Here is a 25,892-nt window from a genome sequence, read left to right as displayed (position 1 = left end):
ATTAAAACATTGTTTCAGCATTAACAAACAATTTCTAAAATCTCTGTTTGTATCATTGCTAATTTTATAGCACTATCTTTTGTCTACGTAAAAACAGTGATTATATGAATAAGAATGTGCTCAAACCATCTGGCTTCCTGTTTCATTCAGGATATTTAATTTTCACTTATGTAAAAAGAAGAGAACAACAGCTGGATCGATGTATCGATTTATCTCTAAAGCTTATCCTGATGCTCATCCTGCTTAGTGTTATTGTTCCATTCTCTCCTAAAATGCCCGCTCCTGGCCTCGATTCTTCCTGGGCTCTTGGTCTGAATCAAGCGATAGCCCAAGGGCTTTCCTTTGGTAAAGAGATTATATTTACTTTAGGTCCTTATTCATCAATTTATACTAAAGCTTATCACCCTGCAACTGATCCGATGATGCTTTACGGAAGCATATATCTGGCCTTCTCTTATTGGATGAGTATCATACTTTTAATGAGAGGCACTAACCGGCACTGGACGGTTCTCTTGGGTATATGTCTTTTTGGTATGATTTACGCACGCGACTCTTTATTTTTTTCTTACCCTTTATTAGCAGGTTTGGCGAGTTTTAAGCTCGTCTCCATACAAAGTTGGGGGAGGAACACAAGCAGACTGGAAATATTAGCCATTGCCCTGCTTTTTGCACCCTTTGGTTTACTCCCGTTAATCAAGGGTTCAATATTAATTTTATGCATTATAGCTGCACTGCTCTGTACCCTATTTTTTACTCTGAATAAAAAAAATATTCTAGCCTTGATTTGTTTGGCTTCGCCCATCATATCCGTGCTGTTATTCTGGATTGCCTCCGGACAATCAGTAACTCATTTACCTCATTATTTTACTACCTCATTGTCCTTAGCCACTGGTTTTACCGAGGCTATGGCAAATGAGGGAAATACCAATGAAATTATTCTTTATTTAATTGCAGCAGCTTTAATTCTTTGCACCATTGTATGGCAATCCCCCTCAACGTCTTACTCCAGACTCTTTTTATTTAGTATTTTTTTTGTTTTTTTATTTCTTTCTTTCAAAACCGGATTTACACGTCATTACGGCCATGCCTTTATTTCGGCAACCTCTATTCTAATTGCTGGTCTCCTGCTGCCTTTTCTATATAACGCCAGGCTAATAATCCCAATTATTAGTTTCTGTATAGGTACAGCGATTTACATCGATGGTCACTATACCAAAATATCTGTTGGCACTAATATTCTTTCAACTTACTCCTCTGCATGGTATGGATTAAAAAAAAGAATTAATGATCAAAACTGGTTAAACCAAAATTTTGAACTAACGATGAATTACCTGAAAGGGCAAGCTTCATTCCCTCTATTACAAGGTACAACGGATATCTATTCTTACAATCAAGCCTATTTGATTGCCTCAAAATTAAGCTGGTCACCGCGCCCCATATTCCAAAGCTACTCGGTGTTTACCCCCGAATTAGCCAGGAAAAATAAAGAGCATTTGCTGAGGAAAAACAGGCCAGATAACATTATTTTTAGAATAGAACCAATAGATGGCAGAATTCCGGCGCTGGAAGATGGCGCCAGCTGGCCGGCATTGCTGCAAAATTATCAGCCCATTCAGTTAACCAATACCTTTCTATATTTGCATAAAAAAACCATAGGTCAAAACAGATTAAAATCAATGACCTTATTAAAAAGTGAACGGCATATTTTGGGCGAAGTACTAATTATTCCTGCCGGTAACAAACTCCTTTTTGCTGAAATAGAAATTAAGCCCACAGTATTCGGATTTCTGGCCATCACCTTTTTTAAGGCGAAACCACTTCAAGTCACTTTTGAACTTAAAAATGGGGTAAAAAAACAATTCAATATCGTTGCCAACATGGCAAAATCAGATTTTCTACTCTCGCCCCTTATTGAAAATACTACTGAATTTTCCTTGTTGTATCATGATCATTATTTAACAGATCACAAGCAAATCAAATCAATGTCCATTACTTGCAACCAAAACAACATAAAGAATTGGCAGGATGAGTTTATAATTCATTACAAAAGCACTGAGAAGTAACAGTTGCTGCCAGGTTTGAGCAATTGTCCTTTTTTTATCTTGACTCTCACGTTACGTGATAGAATAAACTCAATGTGCTTGTCAAAGGTGCACAATGAAATTATATAAAATTAAAGAAGTGAGCAAGCTCACCTCCCTAAGTATTCGTACCTTACAATACTATGATGAGATTGATTTGCTCAAACCGTCCCGACGAACTGATGCGGATTACCGATTGTATTCTTCAGAGGATTTATTGTGCTTGCAGCAAATTGCAACCCTGAAATACCTCGGTTGCTCCCTGGCTACAATTCGTAACATCATCCAACATCCGGACTTTAATTTAAAGAAATCATTAACTCTTCAAGCAAAAGTGTTAGCAAAACAAGCAGCGCAAGTCAATGAAGCCTCTGCTTTATTAAATTATATTGCGGCACAAATTACAGCGGGACAACCAATAAATTGGTATAGCACTACACAAATCATTAATATTTTAGAGGCATCAATAATGAATAAGGAATTAAGCAACACATATCAAAACATGGCAGATCAGTCAGAGTTAGGTCATCTATCAGAATATGACAACCATTATAATCCTGAGCGCTTATATGCTATTCCCAGAGCACCTAAACGCAAAGAGATTAACCTTGATCCTGCTATTTTAACCTTCTATGGATTTGATTGTTGGAATCATTATGAAGTGTCCTGGCTCAATCCCAAGGGCAAGCCAGTGGTCGCTATAGCGGTTATTTCTTATGATTGTCATTCTCCTTTTATTATTGAGTCTAAATCATTAAAGCTCTATTTTAATTCACTTAACAATCACGTGTTTCCTGATGTTAAAACAGTTACCCAAACAATTAGTCATGATTTAAGCAACTGTATCAATGCCAAAGCCACCGTAACCATCACCCCCCTGGCAGAAATATCCAGTCAAATGCTCCAAGCATCTTTTTCAGGTATCTGTCTGGATCTTCTAGATATTGAATGTTCTGCTTATTCAGTCAATGCCGCTTTTCTAGCAACATCGGATGAGTTTACAGATGAAGTTCTATATTCTGACCTACTCAAATCAAATTGTTTAGTGACCAATCAACCTGATTGGGGGAGTGTGCAAATTGCTTATCGCGGCAAAAAAATAAATCATGAGGGCCTGCTAAAATATTTGGTTTCTTTTCGCAATCACAATGAATTCCATGAGCAATGCATTGAACGTATATTTACTGATCTCATGACTCGATGTCAGCCGGAATCTCTAACTGTTTATGGCCGTTATACTCGCCGAGGCGGGTTAGATATTAATCCTTGCCGTTCTACAGAAACTGGTTCCGTGGAAAATATCCGCTTAATTCGTCAATAGATTCCGTTAAACAAAACTCTGTTCTGGATTGTTTACCACAGCAACAGGATTTTCTTATCTTGACGGCTGCAGGGAGTTGCTTCCCTCGACCGCCATCGTATGTTGAAATATGAGCCTGAGGCAGTTGCACAAGCCCCCTTCAAAAGAAAAGGGAGAGACTAAGGAGTAAAAGCCCGGACACAACGGACATGAAAGAGGGGGACGGTTTGGTCCTTAGCGGCAAAGTATTCGGTAGCTGTCGGGAAATGCAAGACCACCGCGCTGTTGGGGTTGATGCCGTTCTGCGATGAACTCCAGGTAAAGAACGAAAACCCGCCAAAGTTGCAAGGAACTGTACTGTTAAAGCACAGTGCACTATGGACTGCAAACAACTCATCTCTTGCAGGAAGATACCAGGCTGGATCTATGTCTCGACAACGTTGGGCGGCACAGTTAGGAGTGTCATCAATACAAGCCGCATTACTCACAATATTGTCTGTGTTATTCACGCCATCAACAAAGTCTGTTGCAATATCAGAAGCACTACTCGTCCATTGACTATCAAACCCTCCCGCTTCATCAATGACAACCTTGCCACTGCCACTATGTTCCTCAAATACCAGCCCTCCCAGATAAGAAAAGGCGATCCAGGTCTCTGGTTTATTGGCCGTGTTGCTGCCGCTGATAACAATCGGACACGGCATGTGGGGGGTATTGGAAGTTAATTCAAGTGTACAGCTGGCTCCGGGCGCAACACTTGCGCAGTTGGTGTCATCAACAGACAGATTGGGGCACGCCGCTTTATTACTGACCGTAATCGCATTGGCGTTCTCGGTACTGCTAATGTTGTTAGTGATTTCTAAAGACAGAGGAGCCCCCGATACCGTAACTATCCGGCTTTGCAGTATAGGGTTCGTGATACTTATATGTGGCTGATTGGTCACAGTCATATGGACATTCACTGTGTTAGTATTGTCCCCAGATATGGGAATTATCGCTAGCTCCTCTTGTGCGCTTGAGACAAAAGTAATGGTACAGTGCGCCCCAACTGCAAGACTGACCCCACATGTCGTGCTTTGCAGGTTAATGTTACTGGGGAAAGGAATGATGGCGGTCACATTCACTGCGGCAACCGGGGAGCCTACGCTATTGGTTACAGTGACATGATGCGTTGAATTTTGAGTAAACAGTAATGTGGTGGGATTGACACTTATCGTGGCACCCGGTAGAGGACTGCGGGTAATATTTAAACTATTGGCAAATTCAGGCTGATAACATTGGTTCGGATTCGGGCTGCCATCGGCATTAGCCTGGCACAGTGCAGGACCACCATGAACACCGTCCTTAGGTAACCTTCTTCCGGTAATGGAAAGATTTAAAATGCAGCTGCTACCCGCATGCCCATTGGGTGCCACTTGACAGGGTGTGGTTTGGGTAATACCGGGACTTGGCTGAATCACCAGTCTTTTAGGCTTGCCAGACTGATTTTGTACCAGGTACTGCACAATGGCCGTCCCGTTTCCCGATACCGTCTGTGTGGGGTTGCTTCCTGGTGCCGGGATAAAGGTCCAGAGAGGCCCTGCTGCCTGAGCAGCTATCAACATGAGCCATAATAATAAGCCAAACAGTATCCTATTCATTAGTAAAGTCCTTTACTGCACCAGCAATCCGGTATTTTATTTTGAATCATTGGATGATGAAAAATCAATTTGGGAAGCTCATACAAAATTTTGATTATAATCATAATAAAACGACTTGGCTATATTAAAACGCGGGCTGTTGACAATTCACATCAGCAACCACAGAGACATAATTGCGTTTTAATTTATCAAACCTTGTAGAAACGCCTCATAAACGCTTTATTTTGGCGAACAAATTTTCAACTAATGTCTGTGTTTATATAACCCCCAGTCCATATTTGCATTGCCAATTTTGGAAATATTTTTTCTTGGAATGACAGGAACTGATGACTGCTTGCCAATGGCATCTCGCACGTCTTCGCTATCATAACCTTTGTCTGCGACAGTAAACTCTGCAACAGGAATTTTTTCGATAAACTCAGGAGCAACTTTACAATCATGCACCTCGCCTGCTGTTATCTCAAAATCAATGGGTGGCCCGTAGATGGCGCCGTTTGCACTGTAGATAGATTCGGCTAGACTACTTTCAATCCACACGCACGCACTAATCTATTGAGATTGCAATCTTACCTTTTCTGTTTCCAGCCTCGATTAGATCATGAGCTAACACTATTTCACTTAACTTCATAACACGTTCAATAATAGGCTTTATACCGCCCGCATCGACTGCTTTTGCAATTTCAGTAAGCCTTTTCGCGGATTGAGTTGTAAAAACAAAATGGATCTCTGCATTAACTAGCCAGCCACTAATCAAGTTTTGAGGTTCAGACATATCGACAATTGACACCAACCTCCCTGAGGTTTCCAGTAATGAAAGACTATTTTCTATTGTTTTTTGACCCACGGTATCTAGGATAATATCAAAACCAGAGGGATAGTCTTGACGAAGCTCTTCATACAACGACTCTCTGCGATAATCATAACTGACATCAGCTCCTAGCATTTCTACAAAATCTTTGTTATGTAGGCCAGATGTAGTTACAACATGTGCTCCAAAAAACTTTGCAATCTGGATTGCATACACACCGACGCCTCCTGCTCCGCCATGAATGAGAACTTTATCACCCGATTTTAGGCGCCCCCTCTCAATCAAACACTCCCATGCGGTACCAGCGGATAACGGTAACGTAGCAGCCTGTTCAAAAGAAATCGTTTCAGGTTTTTTTGCGACTATGGTTGCTTTCTCGACATGATGCGTTGCATAACTCCCCTCGTTTTCGAGTAGCCTCGGGACGTAGAACACCTCATCTCCAATCTGAAAACCATGGACACCTTTTCCAACCTTCTCAATGATACCTGCACAATCAACTCCGAGCCTAGCTGGTAATGCAATCGAATTGGTGTAGTCTCCCCTTCTGGTTTGTATATCGACAGGGTTTACGGAAGCAGCTTTCACTCTGACAAGAACTTCATCGTAACCTGGATTGGGCGTTGGCTGCTCTATCAGCTTCATCACGCTTGAAGGTCCAAATTGTTCAATTATTACAACTTTCATGCGTTTCTCCTAAATTTAAAATTATAATTCTTAAACTATAATTCGAATTCAATTCCTTCGGGATCGCTGTGGAATGTCAACACACCCTAATTCAAAATTAAATATTATAATTGTACTTTTAGTTATAGTCGCAATCATATTCTTACTATTGCCTGAAGCCGCAGCTAATAATGAATCTGGTTCAGGGGCACCTAAGCTTGCTACATCGTCAAAAACCTCGCCATCGGATTCTTAAACAGGTTTAGGTAAGAGGACTAGCATCGCATCGTATGCTAGTCGAACCATTAATTGCCCTTGTTAAATACAGCCTTTAAATGGCTAATAATTGATTCCATTGCATTACGACATGCAGGGGTCTTAGCAATATCATTTAACATCAAAAAATCATGAATGGTGCTGTGATGCCGGATTCCCGTGACTGCCACTCCCGCTGCATTTAAATTATGTGCATAAGCCTCACCTTCATCGCGCAAAACATCACATTCCCCATTAATAACAAGTGCTGCTGGCAGACCCTTAAGTTGTTCTATACTAGCCTTCAATGGGCTTGCGGTGATTTCTTTTCTTTTCTCTTTATCCGGTAAATAATTATCCCAAAACCATTCCATTGCTTTTTTGGTTAACCAGGGACCCTCAGCAAACTCTTTATACGAGGCGTTATCAAAATTCGCCTCAGTTACTGGGTAAATGAGTACCTGATAATCGATTTTAGGGCCGCCACGCTCTTTTGCAAGCAAAGTCATTGCAATAGTCATATTGCCTCCGACACTATCACCAGCGACAGCTAAACGGGTGGTATCCAAATGAAATTGCTCGCCATGTTCTGCAATATATTTCGTTGCAGCATAAGCCTCTTCTATTTGGGTTGGGTATTTAGCTTCTGGTGCTAAAGTGTAATTAACAAATACAACTGCAGCATGAGTACCCACTGCAAGTTCTCGAACCAGACGACCATGCGTCTGATAATTTCCAAAAACCCAGCCTGCCCCATGGTAATACATAAGTACAGGCAATGTTTCTTTTGCACCCTTAGGACGAACAATACGAATACTCACTTGTCCTTGAGGCCCAACAGGAAGCATATGGTCCTCAACATCAACAGCAGGTTGTTCAGAAGACAGGGCTTGTAATGTATCAAAAATAGCCCGCCCTTCCTCAACAGGAAGATCGTATAAAGGTTTAGCACCTGCTTTTTGTATTTTCTCTACAAATGCCCATGTTTTAGGTTCAATTCGTTTATTTAAATCCATTTTAATATCCTTATCGTCATCGTATTTTGGAAAAAAACAGCTCATTAACAGGTCACTATCAAATAAAATGCTCTAATATTTAACAATACAAATCCTGGAATCCAGACTTAAAGTTGATAAATACATGTCATTTAATTATAGAAGAGATAAAAGCCATCTGATCAAAAAATTCCATAACTACAACTGTTGCCTTAGTTGTTCAATGATTCCCATAAGGCTAAATGTGCACCGGAAGGATCTGTAATGATCGCAAAACGTCCCATATCGCCTGCCTCAGAAACCCCTTTAACTTCATGAGCCCCATGTTTCCTGGCCTTTTCTAAAGCCTTTTTAACATCGGTCACTAAAATATAGGCCATCCAATGTGGTGGTATATGATTTTGCTGCTCTGTCGGAATTTGCCAAATACCTCCTATATCTTTGTCGTTCAATTTTATAATGGTATAGGTCATTTCATCAGATCGAATTTCTCTAAACTGCCAGCCAAAAACCTTACCATAAAAATCTTTGGCCTTGTTCAAATCTGCGGTTGCTAATTCATTCCAACAAAATTGCCCTACTGCTGTTTGCGTCATAAATAAGCTTCCTTTTTTTATTTTAATTAAACGTTTAAACAAGAATGTCATCTCAAGGTTTATAGGGGTACTCTCTGAACAACGTATTGAGATACTGGTGTTTCTATGCCCGCGCTATCAAATTGCTGCTTGATTGTTTCCTGCAAAAGATTTCGAGCTATTGATACTTGGGAGGTGTGGACCCAAACCATGAATTTTAGCTCCACAGCCGAATTGGCAAAACTGTTAATTGTCACATTAGGAACCGGATCTTTTAAAACGTGCTCGCTTTGTTCTGCTATGCCCATTAACATGGATTTTACTTGGGTAATGTTACAGTCGTAAGCAACCGCCACTATAATATCAAGACGACGAGTTAAAAAATAACTTAAATTGGTAATTTCTGATTTTATCAATGCTTCATTGGGTATGCGAACCAATCTATTATCAAAAGTTTTCAATTTTGTGGACAACAGGTCAATAGAATCAATAACACCAGTAATTCCTTTGACTTCAACAGTATCCCCTACCTTAAAAGGCTGCTCAAATAACAAGAATATGCCACTAATTAAATTTGAAGCAGCAGTTTGCGAAGCAAAACTGATGGCCACAGTAAAAACCCCTGCAGCGCCCAATAAAACACTGAGCTGAAACCCTAAATGTTGAAGGCTGGTGATAACAAAAACTGCGAAAATCGAATAAAAAACGAAACGTCTAATTAGCATGGTCTGATGACGCGTAAATCGTTTTGACAATACTCGTTCAGAAAGTATGCTCAATCGTTTTGAAATAAAATACCCAAAACAAATCAGGCATAAGGCATAAAGAGTATTAATCAATTTATCTGCATGAAGAAAAAAGTTGAAATAATCAAAAGACTTGGTAGGCATTGTAGTTCCTAATAACTTATGACATCAACGTCAAAAGCCCTTATTATGGCAGTTTTCCTCTGCAAAACCAAAAAACTCGCCAGCCATTGGATAAAAACCGTCTAAAATTGTTTCTGTCCTCCAGTCTTTTTATGATGATCCTCAGCAAGTAACATATAAATTGCCGGTACGACAAACAAAGTAAACAGAGTTCCAATAGAGATACCCGTAGCAATGACAAGACCGATATTAAACCGACTCTCAGCTCCTGCACCGGTTGCCATAATAAGTGGTACAACACCCAGAACCATTGCAAAGGTTGTCATCAAAATAGGACGAAACCTAATGCCGGTAGCCATTTTTATTGCTTCGAGCTTGTTTTTTCCAGCTTGCTGTAATTCATTCGCGAATTGCACAATTAAAATACCATGCTTGCTAATTAGTCCAATTAAAGTAACTAATCCAACTTCACTATAGATATTAAGTGTCGCACTGCCGATACCCAGACTCACAAAAATCATGGCACCACAAATCGACATAGGAACACTGATCATCACAATGAGCGGATCACGGAAACTTTCGAATAAAGCAGCTAATGACAAAAAGATAATAATCAGGGCGAAGAAGAACGTAACAACTAAAGATGATCCTTCCTTAATATACTGGCGTGATTGAGAGGCGTAGTCAATATAGTACCCCTGAGGAAATACTTCCTTGGCCAGATTGGCAAATGTCGTTAACGCTTTTTCCATCGAAACTCCGGGGAAAGCAACGGCGGAAACTGTTGCGGAGTTGAGTTGTTGAAAATGATTTAATGACTCGGGAACAATCTGTCTTTTCAAAGTAGCTACTGTTGCAAGCGGCACCATAGCACCTGATGAACTTTTAATGTAATAATCCAGTAGTTGATCTGGATTCAAACGATCTGCACGCATCATTTGAGGAATAACCTGATAAGAGCGGCCAGAATAGTTAAAATAATTAATATAACCCTCACTCAATGCAGCACCAAAGGTATTGCCAATATCCTGCATGGTTAACCCAAACTGAGAAATTTTATCCCGGTCCAACATCACTTTAGTTTGCAGTTGATCGATCTTCAAATCCGGATCGATATACGCAAAAATTCCTGTCTGTTTTGCTCTATCCAGAAATGTTTGCAAGACCGTATTTAAATTCTCAAAACTTTCAGTGGTTGTAATCACAAATTGAATTGGAAGACCACTACCACCACCTGGCAAAGACGGCAGCTGAAACGCTGCGATTTTTGCCCCGGCAATATTACTTAGCTCTTTTTGCAGCAAAGGTTGCAACTCATTGCTGCTTCTGGTTCGTTCTTCCCAGGGCTTAAGCACCATACCTACCACAGCCTGATTAAGACTGGGATTGCCATCAACCTGAAAGGTATGATCTATTTCAGGATATTTTTCAAAAATTTTTCTGACTTGTTCTGAGTATAAATGCGTTTGTGCTAAAGAGGCATTTGCAGGGGCCGTTATTTGAGCAATAATAATCCCCTGATCCTCTTGTGGAGCCAGCTCAGAACTTGAGGTAACAAACAAAAAATAATTACTGGCCAAAATAATTGCTGCAAACACGGCAACCACGGGTATATAGTTTAAAGTTTTTGCCAGGCTCTTTTTATAAAATTCCTCCAACGTTGCAAACTTCTTATCAATATACTCCATAAACCTGGTCTTCTTACTTTCAACACCTTCTTTTAACAATTTGGAACACATCATCGGTGAAAGAGTTAATGCAATGACTGCAGAAACTGTAACAGCTCCAGCCAGGGAAAAAGCAAACTCCGTAAACAGGGCCCCAGTTAATCCTCCCATAAAACCAATTGGTACATAAACTGCAATTAATACTACGGTGATTGCAACAATAGGTCCTGCTAATTCCTGAGCGCCTAACAAAGCAGCCTTAAGTCTGTCTTGCCCTTCTTCGATATGCCGTTGCACGTTTTCAACTACAATAATCGCATCATCAACTACCAAACCAATGGCCAATACTAAAGCCAATAGCGTTAAAAGATTGATGGAATAACCAAGAATGACCATCACCCAAAAAGTACCAATAATCGATAAGGGGATTGCAACCAACGGAATAATGACGGAACGAATTGACCCCAGGAAAATAAAAATAACCGCTGTTACAATTAAAAAAGCTTCCATCAGGGAGTTGACTACTTCTCTAATTGATGAGTTAACAAAAAGACTTGCATCATAAACTATTTTAGCTTTTAACCCTTGAGGTAATTGTTCCTGGATAGTTGGAAATATTTTCTTGATATCATCAATAACGGTTAAAAGATTAGCGGAAGGAGCCACTATAATGCCTATGTAAACCGCTTTTTTTCCATCAAAGCTTACTGCCGAATTATAATTTTGCGCACCTAAATCAACTGTGGCTACATCTTCTAAGCGAATAATGGCTCCACTTTGTGATTTAAGTATCATTTTTTTAAACTGATTCACATTAGTAAGATCGGTACTGGTAGTCAGGTTTTGGACAAACATTTGTCCATCAGTTCGCCCTACCGCAGAAATAAAATCGTTATTAGCTAATGCTACACCTACTTCAGCAGGGGTAATCCCATATCCAGCTAACTTGACGGGATCCAGCCAGGCACGTAAAGCAAAAGTTTGATTACCCAAAATTTCTGCATTCTGCACTCCATTGACGGCTTGCAGCTTCGGTTGCACTACTCGAATGATATAATCTGTGATCTTATTGATTGGTAATTCGTCACTATAAAAGCCGATATACATCGAATCGATGGTTTGTCCTACAGATACAGTGATCACTGGCTGTTGTGAGTTTTTGGGTAACTGATTAAGAACCGCGCTAACCTTGGTAGTAATATCAGATAGCGCTTTAAGTGGATCGTAATTAAGAAGCAGGTTGACAATAATAGTACTGGTACTCGGAGTACTGGCTGAGGTCATGTAGTCAATACCATTCGCCTGAGCAATTGAATTTTCCAATGGGGTAGTAATGAAACCAGCTACCACCGCCGGATCTGCCCCTGTAAAGGTTGTGGTTACTGTAACTATGGCATTTTGGGTGAACGGATATTGCATCACCGGTAATGAACCAATGGAGCGCAATCCCATAGCTAACAAAAATAGACTGATCACAGTTGCAAGTACTGGTCGCTTGATAAAAAGATCCGTAAAGCGCATGTTTGCAATCCTTAATTATTTTTCCAGTACTTTGGGCGCAGCTTCATTGCTTGGCTGTACTTTGTTATTGATGACAACGATACTTCCATTTTTAAGTTTAAGCTGGCCGCTGGTAACAATAACCTCGCCAGCCTGCAAACCTTTTAAAATCGCAATCTGATCGCCACGCGAATCACCTACCGTGACAAAAACCTCATTCACAACGAATAATGGTTGGTTTTTATTATCTTTTTTTCCACTGTCTTTAACGATAAAAGCAATATCGCCGTAGGGGTTAAAACTAATAGCTGATTGCGGGACTGTAAGATAGTTTTGCGGCTTATCAGCATCAACTTCAACCTGAACAAACATTCCAGGCTTTAATTTAAATTCCGGATTTGGAAGAGTTGCTTCCACCAATACGTTACGTGTCGCATTATCTACGGCAGGTTGGATAGTAGTGATTTTCCCGTTAAAAACTTCTTTGGGAAAGGTATCAGTAACTACATTAACTACTTGTCCCGTTTTCAATTTTGCCAAGGCTTGCTGGGGAAGATAGAAGTCAGCATAAATCGGATTCAGGGCTTGTAATGTGGTGATGGTATCACCTACATTGATGTACTGCCCAGGATTTATATTATTAATCCCAAGGTGCCCAGTAAAAGGAGCACGTATAGTTTTCTTCTCTACAGTTGCGGCTTGTTGCTCTACTTGAGCCTGAAGATTTTTGAGACTCCACTCATCAGAATCCACAGCTTGCTTACTCACAGCACGAACATCATATTGGGCCTTATCTCGTTTATAAGTGATTTTTGCAAGCTCGACCTGCGCTTGCAACGCATGCAGCTGCCCTAGTTCTGTTCCAGCATTTAGTTGAACCAGCAAATCTCCCTTTTTTACTGTGGCACCTGGAGTAAAATGAATTGTTTGCACCATACCCGCAAGTTCAGTTGTCACATTGACACCAACCTTAGCCCGTAAACTGCCAACTGATGTTAATCTGGGTTGCCAGCTTAAAGAGCTAACTTTCATTGTAGAAACGGTGACAGCTGGCTGTTGGGCTGATGTCAAATATCTTTTCATCATAATCGCCTTAAATCCTTTCCAGCCAAAAACCACGGCGAACAGGATTGCTACTCCAATTAACATCATTATCATTGGTTTTTTCAAGAAAAATCTCTCTATTCATAGACAAAATAAATGTCCGTTATCCAGGGCTGTAGCAATTAAATAATCACCTTTAACCACATTCGTCGGTACACCATGGTTTATGCCACCACCCGCCTCCTAATGATTGGAACAATGCTACAGTATCACTATATCGAGCTGCTTGTGCTTGAATGCGGTTGATTCGAGTTTGTTGATACTGGTGTTGTGCATTTAACAAATTAATATAATTCGTACCACCCAGCCGGTATTGGGCCAGGGTCAAATCAAGGGCACTACGAGCAGCTTTTTCAGACAATGCCAGCGCCTGCAAAGTACGTGCATCAGTTTCTAAAGCACGTAAGGAATCTGCCACATTCTGAAACGCCTGCAATACAGTCTTGCGATATTCCGCATCTGCTTGTTGATACGCTGCAATTTTCGCACGACGAGCAGCAAATAAAGCCCCTCCTTGAAAAAGAGGTTGAGCCACTTGGCCTAACATACTCCATACCACATTTTGAGGGGTAAACAAATTAGTTACCGAGGTATTGAGCCAGCCGTAACTGCCCGTCAAGGTCAGTTGAGGAAGTAGATTTGCTGTAGCCACCCCTATCTGAGCACAGGCTGCGTGAAGTAATGCTTCTGCAGCACGAACGTCCGGACGCTGACGCACCAGATTGGATGGTAAACTAACTGGTAAATTAGCGGGTAGCTTTAAACTATTTAGATTGATCTTTGGTAAAGGTCCATCTGGAAATTGGCCTACCAAGGCTGATAATGAATGTTTGGCCCATGATAAGTTTTTTTGCAAAGGAGGGAGCGATGCTTTTGTCTGCTCCAGAGTTGTTTTTTGCGTCAACACATCTGCATTAGAAATTCCACCTAACCGATACTGTTTCGTTAAAATATCAAGTACCACTTCCTCCACCTTAATTAACGCTACAGTAGCCTCAATTTGTTCCTGATATGAAGCAACACTGATCGCAGTAGTCACGATATTTGAAGTTAAAGTGAGGTAAGCTGCAATTAACAAAAATTGCTGATAGTCCGCTTGGGCTCGTAGCGATTCAATTCCACGTCGAGCACCACCGAAAGCATCCAGGGTATAAGAGACATTGGCAGTGACGTTCATCAAATTAAAGGTTACCCCTTCATCACCACCAGCAATTGTAGCAAGCGAAAATCGTTGTCTTTGTCCAATATTTGTCGTATTGAAAGCGGGCCAAAGAGTATTACCTATCTGAACTTTTACATTTTCTTGCGCCTGACGTAAAGCAGCTATAGCCGAAGGCAAGGTCGGATTATTGGCTAAACCCGCCTGGATAAGCTCATTAATAGCTTGGGAATGAAAAAGTTCCCACCAGATAATGGGAATATCTTTATTCGTTATAAATGTCTGTTGATTACCGCCCGCACTTTGACTTCGTACCGTTTTTTCAGGCAGCGGTGTCTCAGTATATCTCTTGACTTGTGGAGGTGGGGGCGAGTGAAAATTCGGTCCCACCATGCAAGCATTTAAAATAGTGCAGAATCCAATAATAATGGCGGCATTTATTTTTGAGTAAAAAGCATCCATCTGCCGCAGTCCTTATGAAACACTATTAATCCGTACCTTATATGTAATTGTCTATAAAATAGCATACTTCGTCAAATGAGTTATCGCTTAATTTCAAACCACTTGAACCAATAAAGCAAAACTCCAAAATATAATACCGCAAATCTACATCAGGCATAAGGTTTTCTTAACCTGATTTCCAGAACTAGGCCTGAATCTGAAAGACAGACAAAGGTCGGGCCATATTTTTACTAGCCGATTCAGATCTCATGAAATTAATAGCCTACATCACATTCTATATTCCAGTATTACTATTTAGACTTTGTCTCAGATCTTTTTTTGTTGCGAGTGACCCAATCCCAAAAAGGCCGCCAAAAGAGTGCAATGAACATCACCAGAGTAACCAGGAAAAGAGCTATGATCATCTGTATGATATTGAATTTAAGCGAATCACGCGCAATAAACCAACTTGTAATCGAACCTGCCATCATCAAGAGTATCCTTACAAGCCAACCTAGCATGGTTGTTCTCCTGCACCAATAAAAACAACAGTGGATTGATTCTGATTAAGACCTGTCACTTTGCGGTTATCTCTTCAGATAGAACCTCTGATTGAGTTCTCGCACTCTCCAGAAATGAGGGTAACGAAATGGTGGGTGCTGGATTTTTTAGTGCCTCAGTCAAGCTGATAAATTTATACCCATTTTTTTGATACATTTCTAAAATATCGCCTAATAAATAACTGTTAATAAGATTGGCGTGAATTAACAAAATCTGTTTCGAAGATTGTCCTTTTGATTTTTTTTCTGCTCTTAATGTTTGCTTCCAGATATAGGCCAAATAACGAGGTTTTAGTTTATGAAGAATATAAGCCTCTCTCGCTCGGAACGGAATTTTATAAGCCATTTCATTAAAATTAAAGTCTTTACTGTCAATCGTAACAGGCGCGATGGTGTAATGATGTTCAGCCAGGTAATCATGCACCTGCTGTTTTGTGTTTTTGTTGCCCTCAGCAAGATACGGATAACGAAAATATTTGGGGTTTGTCATTATCGGGGTAAGGATTTTATCAGCACGCGCTACATCAGCAATATATTTTTCGGCACTCATTTGATTTAAGTTGTAATGTGAGTAGGTATGGTTACCCAGCATGAGGCCTGCTTTATGAAACTGTTCTAGAAATTCCCATTGACCTTTTTCTATTGCTCCTGCAATGACAAAACCTGTGGCGGGAACTTTATAGGTAACAAAGGCCTCTATTATCTTGTTAAAACGATCTATAGACCGCTTTTGATTATTGGGGGTATTCATTTGTGACGCCACAAGAGGCAAGTCATCTATGGTTATAGCAATTTCACGCTCTTGCGCAAAACAGAATGTAGAAAATAATGTGGTTACCAGAAAGATTAATTTAAACCTCGATAGTCCTTTATCCAGTTTAGATTTCATTTTATGCATGCCTTCAGTTAGAAAAGCCAGATTATCTTAATCTATCATTATATTTTGGTGGATAACAATCGGCATGGCTCATAAATTTTATAACGTAAGCAATTTACTCTTTAAAAGACGCACCAATACATGGTGCAATGCAGTAAGGTTTATGGACCTCTACGTTCTAATAAACGCCTGTTCTCATCATCTTCATCTTCATCTTCAAAATCAGAATCCTCCTCTGTATTTAGGAATAACTCATTTTTTATATCATTCATTTTATTAATGATCGAACTATTGGTGATATTAAAAATAGGAGCTAATTTAATCACATTACAAATTGCATTAATAAATCCTTTAAAACCAGAGGTAATCTCTATTTTTTGTGATTGTTTCCATGCAGTAAGTACATGAGCAGATATCTCATTTTGAAATTCGTCATCATCCACCCCGCCATTACCCATAATTAAATCATCAATAACCTTTATAGAGGTCACGCTGATATTTCGGTACAGCTGTTGCATTATTTGTTCTTCATCCTCTGAAATATTGGGATCATTCAAATATTTCTTCTGAATAGCTCTAAATTCTTCTAATTTTTTAATATATCTTTCAATATCCTTTGAGTTGGGCTCATCCAACTTGAAGTGCTCCATTTGCTTGTGTAACGAGACAACATATTGTTCTTCTTTTTTTAGAAGAGGTATAGTTTTTGACTCAAATGAACCAAACTCATCCAGATGATTTTTACACGCTTCTACAGTTTGAAATAAAGTGGTCAAACATAACTCTTCTTTCTTATCCTCAGTTATAGCCCGTCTAATTTGAAGCAGTGCCATAAGTTTTTCGAGATCATGTGTACTCGTGGTATTGGGAAGATTAAACCCTTGAGTTTTGGTGCTAGCCTCAGCTTGTAAATTCGACAAACGTTGAAACTGTTGATCGATGAGCTCTCCAGCTGTGATTCTAAGCTTAAGCTCGTCTCTATTTTGCAGCATCATATCTTGGTATTGTTTAAGCGTTATTTTCTCGGCTTCTCGCAATTCGTTTAACCCCCCATCAATATCCAGGCGAGCATTGCTAATTATTTCATCATTAACTGTCTTTATATCAGAAAGACTGTTTATCATTGGATCAATTATCAAACGTACTTGATCGATATTCATTTTCTTAAAGTAATGCATAATTAAGCCAAAAAATATTTTCTTTGTTTTATTATAGAACAAAGCCCAATTATATAACAATATAAAAAGGTTATATTTAGATTAAATATTGATTTAATCACTCCATTTTTGATCAAAATAAGCTGCCTCTTGTTTACAACTCGACCTTGGTACAAGACAATAGAATCAGCATTATGCCGATTCTATTTTTTCAAAGAAGACTTACGATTTCTTTCGGAGTATTTAATTTCGTCATAAAAAATGCAAAATATTGGGACTTTGTACTGGGCTAAGACGGGCTTTGTAAGCCCAGCTTTTTTCAATTCTTTATTGCTTATTGTGCTAACCCAATAGACTTAGGATCACAACGATAAGCATTACCTAAGTTGGTTACATTGGTTTGTTCTGAACCACCGCTCATAAAACCACCCTGGCGATCAAACGCTCCACTCATAGAACCAGTAACGCCTGCTCGATTAGTAATTAACTGAACGTAATTTGCGCCTAATCTGTTTGCTTTATTCTTAAGATCATTCATCGCACCTTCTTCTAAGTTACGGTTGGATGTATAACTTCCCGTAAAGAAATTACCCTGGTTACCAACAACCTGTCCTAAGTACTTGCATCCTTTAGGTGCGGGATTTGGAGCTGCGATAATACGAGCTGCCTGGGGGTCCATTGGAATCGATGCACAACCGCTTATAATAATAGCCAAGGCTGAAATGGAAAGTAATTTTTTCATAGCTGCTACCTTTATTTTAAGATAATTTATGAACCTGAATTCAACAGTAATAGACAACTGTTGCATTAAATGCAAGAACATATTAATTGTTCTGTTTTAGGAAAACAAGCCCACAAGATGGACACCATCTATAAAAAATCTACTTTTTAAGATCCAACAAAAAAAATAGACTAAAATTAAATACGACACACAGGAGTTCGACTAATTAACCAATTTATAAGGGAATATAATGCAATCCTATTTAATCACAACAAAACACCTTGGTCTGCGTTTTATCAGAAAAGAAGATGCCAAATATTTAGAGCGCATAGATAAAGATCCTGAAGTTAAAGAATTTTATCCTGAGGGCACATTAACTGATCATGAAATCAAAAATTTTATCAAAGAATCTATTATTAACTATAAGAACAAACACTTACCTTGTTTTGTTCTTTTTCAGCTCAAAGATGGGAAATTTGTTGGAGAGGCCTATTTTAATGAAATTGAAACTGGAGAAATTAAGGTAGGCTATCTCTTTCATAAAAAATACTGGAACAAGGGATATGCCACTGAGGTACTAAAAGCATTGATCAATTGGGCAAAAATTTATATCGATACAGAGTACATTATTGCATATGCAGATGTAGAAAATGTTGCCTCATTCCGCGTTATGAAGAAATGCGGTATGAAATATTATAAAGAAGGGACTTATCTGGGGATGAGATGTTATTTCTATCGGATAAAAATTCACTAATTTGAATATATACTCTCTCTCTGAACTCAGGAGTTATCGCTGTCTTCTAAATCCATACAAAAAAAATGAAGTACATTATGGAGAACTTTTTCACATAAACAGAGCTGTTCAATAGTAATGAACTCATTTGGAGTATGAGCCTGTTCTATATTCCCGGGACCACAGATTAATGTGGGGATTCGCGCATTTTGAAATATGCCTGATTCTGTGGCGTAGGAAACTTTGAAACGACTCTTAATCCCTGTAACGGCACGCACTATTCTAATAATTGAAGAGTCTTCTATTGCATTAAATCCTGGCGCATCTGAAATTTTCTCAAAAGAAATAACGGCATCGGGGTATGTTTTTCGCATTTCAGGTAATAATCTTTCATTAATATAATTTTTAATTTGATTATTAAAATTCTCCAGCAGAAACTCGCTAATGTAGCGCAGTTCAAGAGTGAACTCACAACGACCAGGGATAATATTGGTCGCCGTTCCTCCTTCAATTAGATTGGTAGTTATTGTGGTATAAGGAAGATCAAATGCCGTATCAAAAGGACCGTTTTCTTTTACATAACGTGCAATCCTGTTGATATAGCAGATTAAACGACTTGCATATTCAATGGCATTGCAACCATATGCCGCCAGAGAAGAGTGGACTGACTTCCCTTGTATCTGGCAGTAATAAAGTACTCTTGCTTTTTCACCTACTATCGGCCGCATGCTTGACGGCTCACCGACAATGCACCCCTCAGGATGAATGCCGATTTTTTGTAAATAATCGACTAAATAATCAACACCCAGACAACCTATCTCTTCATCACAGGTAAATGAATAATGAATGGGTTTTAAGAGTTTTGATTTTTTAAATTCCGGAGCAAGTGCAAGTAAGACGGCTAAAAATCCTTTCATATCACAAGCACCACGTCCATAAATTTTCCCATCATACTCCGTAGCAACAAAAGGATCGCTATTCCATATTTGTCCAACTACCGGCACCACATCCGTATGACCAGATAACAAAAGACCCCCTTCAATTTGACCATCACTGGCGGGTATTGTTGCAAATAAATTAACCTTTCCTTCTGAAGGCCCAGGAATAATATAAGAATCAATATCATGTGATTTGAACCAGTCATCCACTGCCTCAATTAAGGGTCTATTCGAGTTGCTCGACACGGTATTATAACTAATAAGCCTGGTAAGCCACTGGACTGTATTCATTTTATTTCCTTACTTTTTAAGGCGAAACAAAATACTTCTTTTCAAAGTCCCACGACTTATTCGCGAGATCCAGTTAAAACTTCTAACAGATATTAGTTCTTTACACTGGATTTTTGAATGGTACCGACACTCCAACAAATTTCACTAGTATAGTGTATTTATTATTTCACGCAGAGCCTGTTTGAAACTAGCCTTTCCTTTTATAGCCCTATTTAATCAATCTCGCTTTATGATAAGGGCACCCAAATTAAAGAGTCAACTTCAGCTGCAAAGGTACTCCTCTAAAGGCATATGAGATTGAATCAGACGGAAGAAACAGCAAGGTATCAACTTCTGCTTCACTTAATTTTGATTAATCAGATCTTCTACTATAACTCGATAGTACAAGATCTAATTAAAAATGAACCAAAAAAATCATCGTGTCGCTTTTTGAATTTCGTGACCTGTTCTGGAAACATCCTTACCAAACCCATGAATAGTTCCACATCCATTCAGCATAAAAAGAGTTGTAAGGAAAAAACAAACCGTAGCAATTTTCTTATTATTTTTCATCATGTCTCTCCTTGTTATATTTTAGTAATTACTACTTTTTATTTAAAAAACCACATCAAAAGTCTAGCCTATGATTATAAAAAAATGTAGAAAAATATTACTTTTCTTGCTGTAGAAAGCATATGGTTGCACCTTATACCAGGAGCCTGGAATAGAAATATGGAAATAAGGTGGGCTCCGTTGCAAAAATGGAAAGTAGTTTATAATTTACACCACCGTCATCAAATAAAGGACTATCCAGAAGGTATCGCTTGAAAACGCCTGAAAGCCACACTCTCTTGTCAATATTTGAAAAAAGTGGTTGGGTTTTTGAATTTTTGATGAAATCGCCCTGTATAAAATATGCCGGTTAATATTATCTTAATTTTTTTCATATACAATATGACTTTTAATCTTAATATAGTTGAGTAGGAAATTCTTTATGGGACAAGGTCAAATTATAAATATCGACCCCGCTTCGGATGCAGTTATCAGCTACCAACAAAATATTAAAAGCTTGATTAATACATTAAATGTCTTAAATCCTGATAAAGATCAAAACCAGATAAATGAAATATTGGGCCAAATTAAGGCAGAAGATCAACAGTTCATTTTAAAATCAGGATTATACATCACTGGTCATGTATTATTTAGCCGTCACGGGGAGAGTGCTTTGTGGAGCCAAAAAAAACTGGGGCTCAACCCGAATGCAGCACTTGCACAACAAGCGATGGGTAACATGTCGCATAGCAATAAATTTACTTCAGCTTTATTAGGCTATCCAGATAAACGGACCCTAATTGCGGTATCTCCTTTGGTAAGAGCCAAACAAACAGCCAGTCTAATAATTCCAGCTCATCTTAAAAGCGCACAGATCATCATTCAACCGACCTTATCAGAAAACAGTTTTACCCCTTCTGGCAAGAATATCACCTCACTGGAACAATTGACGCAAGAATACAATCAAATGTCTTTTTGGCGAACGCCAATTAAGGTCATTCTATTCAAACTATCCATTTGGTTTTATGGATATACCAATGTATTTGAGCAAATTCAAAAAAAATCCTCACAAGCAGACGAAATAATGCTTAATATCTCGGGCGTTACTAGTTTAGAGTACTTTTCTCAAGGTCGGCAGACCAATGAGGAAGGCTGTATTTTTGATACCAACTCACTTTCTGAAGACCAAAAAATAACAACTACACGGCAGTTGATCAGAGATAATTTAAAATCTGATGAAGGTGATTTTTGGCTATTTGGACATGGTAATAATTTTAAAAATTTTTTTAATAAAACCTTTGGAATTAAATCTGCTTTTGAATACGGTGAAACCCGGTGTGTTTACAATATTCAAAAAGATTCTGGACTAACATCATTATTCAGTCCACCATACATCTTTGTAATTGATCAATCCACTGGCAGAATAAGGGGAAAATACACGGAACATACTCTCGCATTTGAAATAAATCTCTCGAGCTTGAGTTTAGTATCTGATTCAACCAAGAAAATGCACGAAGGTGGATTAGATCTTACAAAACCTCACCCTGCTCAGGTAAACCTACCAGAATTAGAGGTATTGAGGTTGGAACAACCCAAAACGTTCACAGTTTCTCAAAAGCATGACTTTTATGAAAACAACACTAATTCTGATACTCCAGCTGCAATTATTTAATTGCATGCAACCGAATGGACAGCAAGATTTATTAAAAAAAAGTTTCTCTTTAGCCGCTTTATTTTGATTATGATAAACTCTTTTGAAGAAATACCATTTTAGGCTGCACTATTGCTCATAAGGAAACAGATGATTGAAATCGATCATACGTTGCTAAGTAAAGATGCCTTGGATAATTTAATTATTGAGATTATTACTCGTCAAACAACAGACTATGGCGAGGTTGAACTTGATATTCATATTAAAAAAAGTCAACTGATGAAAAAACTACATGATGGTGATGCCGTAATCGTCTATTCATCAAAGGAAGAAATTTGCGATATTATCAGGGTTGAAGACTTTCAGATTTGGCAAGGAAAACTAGAGCAAGAGGCTATTTGATCATTTTTTTATCCTTTAATTTAATTCATTCACCATCGACAGGATTCTGAGAGAGAAACTGAACTTCGTAGCCGTGCAATTGATATGTTGTATTAAAAAAAAGGTAAACCATTAGTTCGTGAACAGATTAAACTTTCAGCTAAAGTGCCAAGCTTTACTTAAGTACGACAGTATAAAAATATAAAAATGGCTCAAAAAATGCCTATGAACCATGTAAATGTGGATACCATACTTAGGGTCTCCATCCTGAAGGCAGACCCCAGACGTGTTTTGAGAGCAGCAAGTTTTAGACAGTTGTTAAATTAACACGGTGATGGAAGCAACTACTTCATTACTGCGTAGTTTGGCTTTCCATGGAGATATATTGTATAAGAAAGTTCTTTCTCCTGAGCCATTATCTAAGCTATCAATGGTGTAGCTGTTGCTTTTAAAATTTCCTCCGTCGAAATAACGGTATCCTATGCTAGCCAACACGGATTCTCTGACAGGTATGTCAATTCCCGCTTGAATTTGCCAAGCAAATGTTTTGAAGCTTTTTGGCGTCATTATGACTCGGCTTCGATCGAAGACAAAACTACCAGCTTGGTCCTGGCTGTTTGTTTCTGTATGGAAATCAGAAACTTTGTTTACAGAAAGACCAATACTTCCTCCGAGGTAAGGAATGATAGAGAGTCCTTTTAGCTCATACAGATGTTGGCTTGCTTTACCGGCCCGGTTTAAGAAAACGTCAAACATATAACTTTGATTTTCTAAATCAAACTTTCGGGTCCATCCATTTAAGTCAGGAAAAAAAAGATTTGGATTGGCGTCTGGTGAACCTTTGATAGTTTGATGCTTTGAATAGTCAAAGTCAGAACGGTTCTGTGCACTGAGTCCTATGGAAAGCACTGAAGAACTATAAATGCCCAAACCAAACCCAAACAGGGCGCTACCGCCAAAATCGTTATTATAGCCTTCGTTTGTCACGGTCCAGTCATTTTGGTTAACGTGCACATCTCCATTACGCGAAAAAGAGTAGCCAATTTCTCCTCGTACATACCCATAAGGCAAGGGGTTTACCTGTTTGTCAAATTTATCAGTTGCTTGTTTATCATGCTTGATAGCCTGCGCATTTCCGCTTATTGAAACGATGCTAATAATGAAGCAAGTTAATGATAATACAATTATTTTCATATTGAGACTCTCCTTTCTTTAAAAAAGGGCTCCATCGTAGCATGCTGCATAAAAAGTACAATGGAATTTTGAAGTAGGAATCAGGTCCGAACCCATCACTAACCGCTATTAAAATTACTCTAGTCATAATATGAGTCATATATGGATTTTATATAATCCTAATATAATGCATTTATATTAATTGATTATTAAATATCTATTTTTCGATTTTTTTGTGAACATTAAGGTTAAAAGTATAGAAACGAAGAAAAGCGAACTGGAACCGGATGATTCTGCTGAATAGAGTCAACAAGTTTTTCCTATGTTTACAGTGGACCCCATTGTCAAGACAGCGATCCGTTTAATTTAAGATATAACTTTAATTCTACTTTCTTTCGTTGACGAGGGTGCGTAGCACACGAGTCAACCACAATAGCAGTTAATGAAACACCTGTTATTGAGCCTGTGGGTATGTGGGCGCGAAGCCATCGAGTGTGGTCAAGCGGTGGATAACGTCTTTTTGTTATCCATGGCTTGTCCACATGTCCCGAAGGGCGATGGCTGATCCGCAGGACGCGTCCACATATCCACAGGCATTCCATTACGCTGCAGCCTCATATAGGCCAGCATAAACCTCTGACGGCGTGTATATTCCAAATGATTGATGAGGTCTTTCGTCGTTATAAAACTTGAAATACACCCTTAAACCATTTCGTAGTGCTAAAACTGTTCCGTATTCTTTTATGTAAATATCTTCATATTTGACTGAACGCCATAGCCGTTCAATGAACACATTATCCATCCATCGACCTTTCCCGTCCATGCTAATTTTGATGTCATGGTCTTTTAAAACATCGGTAAACGCCTTACTGGTAAACTGGGAGCCTTGATCCGTATTAAAAATATCAGGCCTGCCGTGGAGCCTGATGGCGCTCTCCAACGCGCTTACACAAAAGTCATCATCCATGCTGTTTGATACCTTCCAAGAGAGCACCTTGCGGCTATACCAGTCCATTATTGCCACCAAATATACAAAGCCTCCTTGCATCCTAACGTAGGTAATATCGGTGCACCAAACCTGATTGGGTCGATCAATCACTAAACCACGTAGCAAGTAGGGATAAACCTTTTGTTCCTTGTTCTTTTTACTCGTATTCGGCTTTGGTGCCACTGAAACCAGACCCATGATCCGCATCAAACGCTGCACTCTCTTACGGTTAACGTCATGGCCAAGGCGACGTAAATAAGAACGCATCTTTCTGCTTCCATAGAAAGGATGGCGCATGTATTCCTCATCAATCAAGACCATCAAAGCCAGATTCTCTGGGCTCTCGGTACATATTCCTTCGCCAGCAGTGCGATAGTAGCTAGCGCGTGACAAATTAACCAATGCACATTGGCGTACGATGCTGAGTGTAGGGTGATTGACATCAATCATGGCTCGCTTCTCCCGCACGCTCAACTTAGATGACCGGTCTTTTTTTTAAGCCAGTCTAACTCAACCGCTAGCTGGCCTATTTGCGTGTATAATCGATCTCGTTCTTGTATGATGGAGTCCATGTCTTTGTCATGCTTGCCGCTAAACAATTGCTTGCTTCCATCCAGTAATTGTTTTTTCCACAGATTGATTTGTGTTGCATGCACCTCAAATTCAGATGCCAATTCATTGGTCGTCTTGTGACTTTTTAATGCCTCAATTGCTACCTTTGCTTTGAAGTCAGATGTAAATTTTTTTTTAGCCACTTGGTACCCCGTTTAACAATGGTTTCTATTTTACACCACTGTCTCATTTTTGGGGTCCACTATAGTTTTATGTTTT

Annotated in this window: 19 protein-coding genes and 3 pseudogenes; 6 read left to right on the top strand and 16 right to left on the bottom strand. The window is 39.1% G+C overall.

From position 1 onward, the window contains the following. The first annotated feature begins 104 nt into the window (after positions 1-104). From HRS36_RS04175 to queF, 3 genes and pseudogenes are all read left to right on the top strand, one after another. Positions 105-2,063: an MFS transporter gene (locus HRS36_RS04175; RefSeq protein ID WP_226905569.1), complete on the top strand. Its 1,959-nt coding sequence runs from the start codon at positions 105-107 to the stop codon at positions 2,061-2,063. Between the two features lie 94 nt (positions 2,064-2,157). Then, positions 2,158-2,310 (top strand): annotated as a pseudogene (locus HRS36_RS18595) (MerR family DNA-binding transcriptional regulator); the annotation flags it as partial. Positions 2,311-2,550: 240 nt separating this feature from the next. Further along, a complete protein-coding gene (gene queF, locus HRS36_RS04170) occupies positions 2,551-3,402 on the top strand; it encodes an NADPH-dependent 7-cyano-7-deazaguanine reductase QueF (RefSeq protein WP_226905625.1) in 852 nt (283 codons plus the stop codon). A gap of 158 nt (positions 3,403-3,560) precedes the next feature. On the opposite strand, the gene HRS36_RS04165 is transcribed toward queF, so the two are convergent. The 12 genes and pseudogenes from HRS36_RS04165 to HRS36_RS04110 all read right to left on the bottom strand — a co-directional run bounded on the left by HRS36_RS04165 (position 3,561) and on the right by HRS36_RS04110 (position 18,396). Then, on the bottom strand, positions 3,561-5,021 hold the full coding sequence (locus tag HRS36_RS04165; protein WP_173236353.1) for an Lcl C-terminal domain-containing protein: 1,461 nt from the start codon (positions 5,019-5,021) through the stop codon (positions 3,561-3,563). Between the two features lie 124 nt (positions 5,022-5,145). Next, a pseudogene (locus tag HRS36_RS04160) lies at positions 5,146-5,504 on the bottom strand (transposase); the annotation flags it as partial. A gap of 61 nt (positions 5,505-5,565) precedes the next feature. Next, positions 5,566-6,516, bottom strand: coding sequence for a zinc-binding dehydrogenase (locus HRS36_RS04155; RefSeq protein WP_197933208.1), 951 nt, complete (start codon positions 6,514-6,516; stop codon positions 5,566-5,568). Between the two features lie 284 nt (positions 6,517-6,800). Beyond that, the gene (locus HRS36_RS04150; protein WP_173236352.1) at positions 6,801-7,766 is read right to left on the bottom strand and encodes an alpha/beta hydrolase; all 966 of its coding nucleotides are present in this window, start codon (positions 7,764-7,766) and stop codon (positions 6,801-6,803) included. Positions 7,767-7,957: 191 nt separating this feature from the next. Continuing rightward, on the bottom strand, positions 7,958-8,341 hold the full coding sequence (locus tag HRS36_RS04145; protein ID WP_173238444.1) for a VOC family protein: 384 nt from the start codon (positions 8,339-8,341) through the stop codon (positions 7,958-7,960). Between the two features lie 59 nt (positions 8,342-8,400). Continuing rightward, positions 8,401-9,210 carry a mechanosensitive ion channel family protein gene (locus tag HRS36_RS04140; RefSeq protein ID WP_173236351.1) on the bottom strand — a complete coding sequence of 270 codons (810 nt, stop codon included), beginning with the start codon at positions 9,208-9,210 and terminating at the stop codon, positions 8,401-8,403. 101 nt (positions 9,211-9,311) lie between these two features. Continuing rightward, positions 9,312-12,377, bottom strand: a complete 3,066-nt coding sequence (locus tag HRS36_RS04135) for an efflux RND transporter permease subunit (protein WP_173236350.1) — start codon at positions 12,375-12,377, stop codon at positions 9,312-9,314. Positions 12,378-12,392: 15 nt separating this feature from the next. Further along, complete coding sequence (locus HRS36_RS04130) at positions 12,393-13,526, bottom strand: efflux RND transporter periplasmic adaptor subunit (protein ID WP_338033735.1); 1,134 nt, start codon at positions 13,524-13,526, stop codon at positions 12,393-12,395. Positions 13,527-13,596: 70 nt separating this feature from the next. Further along, complete coding sequence (locus tag HRS36_RS04125; protein WP_173236349.1) at positions 13,597-15,081, bottom strand: efflux transporter outer membrane subunit; 1,485 nt, start codon at positions 15,079-15,081, stop codon at positions 13,597-13,599. A gap of 555 nt (positions 15,082-15,636) precedes the next feature. Further along, complete coding sequence (locus HRS36_RS04120) at positions 15,637-16,509, bottom strand: polysaccharide deacetylase family protein (RefSeq protein ID WP_173236348.1); 873 nt, start codon at positions 16,507-16,509, stop codon at positions 15,637-15,639. Between the two features lie 149 nt (positions 16,510-16,658). After that, a complete protein-coding gene (locus tag HRS36_RS04115; RefSeq protein ID WP_173236347.1) occupies positions 16,659-17,675 on the bottom strand; it encodes a hypothetical protein in 1,017 nt (338 codons plus the stop codon). Positions 17,676-17,988: 313 nt separating this feature from the next. Further along, a complete protein-coding gene (locus HRS36_RS04110) occupies positions 17,989-18,396 on the bottom strand; it encodes a DUF4156 domain-containing protein (protein WP_173236346.1) in 408 nt (135 codons plus the stop codon). 229 nt (positions 18,397-18,625) lie between these two features. On the opposite strand from HRS36_RS04110, the gene HRS36_RS04105 reads away from it, so the two are divergent. Further along, complete coding sequence (locus HRS36_RS04105; RefSeq protein ID WP_173236345.1) at positions 18,626-19,129, top strand: GNAT family N-acetyltransferase; 504 nt, start codon at positions 18,626-18,628, stop codon at positions 19,127-19,129. A gap of 26 nt (positions 19,130-19,155) precedes the next feature. On the opposite strand, the gene argE is transcribed toward HRS36_RS04105, so the two are convergent. Both argE and HRS36_RS04095 read right to left on the bottom strand, forming a co-directional pair. Beyond that, positions 19,156-20,337 (bottom strand): acetylornithine deacetylase, encoded by a 1,182-nt coding sequence (gene argE / locus HRS36_RS04100; RefSeq protein WP_173236344.1) that lies wholly within the window; start codon positions 20,335-20,337, stop codon positions 19,156-19,158. A 414-nt stretch (positions 20,338-20,751) separates the two neighbouring features. Continuing rightward, positions 20,752-20,892, bottom strand: a complete 141-nt coding sequence (locus tag HRS36_RS04095; RefSeq protein WP_226905568.1) for an entericidin A/B family lipoprotein — start codon at positions 20,890-20,892, stop codon at positions 20,752-20,754. Between the two features lie 418 nt (positions 20,893-21,310). On the opposite strand from HRS36_RS04095, the gene HRS36_RS04090 reads away from it, so the two are divergent. Both HRS36_RS04090 and HRS36_RS04085 read left to right on the top strand, forming a co-directional pair. Further along, entirely contained in the window at positions 21,311-22,540 is a 1,230-nt protein-coding gene (locus HRS36_RS04090) for a histidine phosphatase family protein (RefSeq protein ID WP_173236343.1), read from the top strand. Between the two features lie 129 nt (positions 22,541-22,669). After that, the gene (locus tag HRS36_RS04085) at positions 22,670-22,921 is read left to right on the top strand and encodes a YheU family protein (protein WP_173236342.1); all 252 of its coding nucleotides are present in this window, start codon (positions 22,670-22,672) and stop codon (positions 22,919-22,921) included. Positions 22,922-23,218: 297 nt separating this feature from the next. Here the strand turns inward: HRS36_RS04085 and HRS36_RS04080 are convergent, their stop codons facing one another. Continuing rightward, positions 23,219-24,094: an outer membrane protein gene (locus tag HRS36_RS04080; RefSeq protein WP_173236341.1), complete on the bottom strand. Its 876-nt coding sequence runs from the start codon at positions 24,092-24,094 to the stop codon at positions 23,219-23,221. A gap of 580 nt (positions 24,095-24,674) precedes the next feature. After that, positions 24,675-25,816 (bottom strand): annotated as a pseudogene (locus HRS36_RS04075) (IS3 family transposase). Positions 25,817-25,892 lie beyond the last annotated feature (76 nt).

It is taken from the genome of Legionella antarctica, assembly GCF_011764505.1.
GTDB classification, from domain to species: domain Bacteria; phylum Pseudomonadota; class Gammaproteobacteria; order Legionellales; family Legionellaceae; genus Legionella; species Legionella antarctica.
The sequence above is the reverse complement of the archived record's forward strand: the minus strand, read 5'-3'. Positions and strand labels throughout refer to the sequence as shown.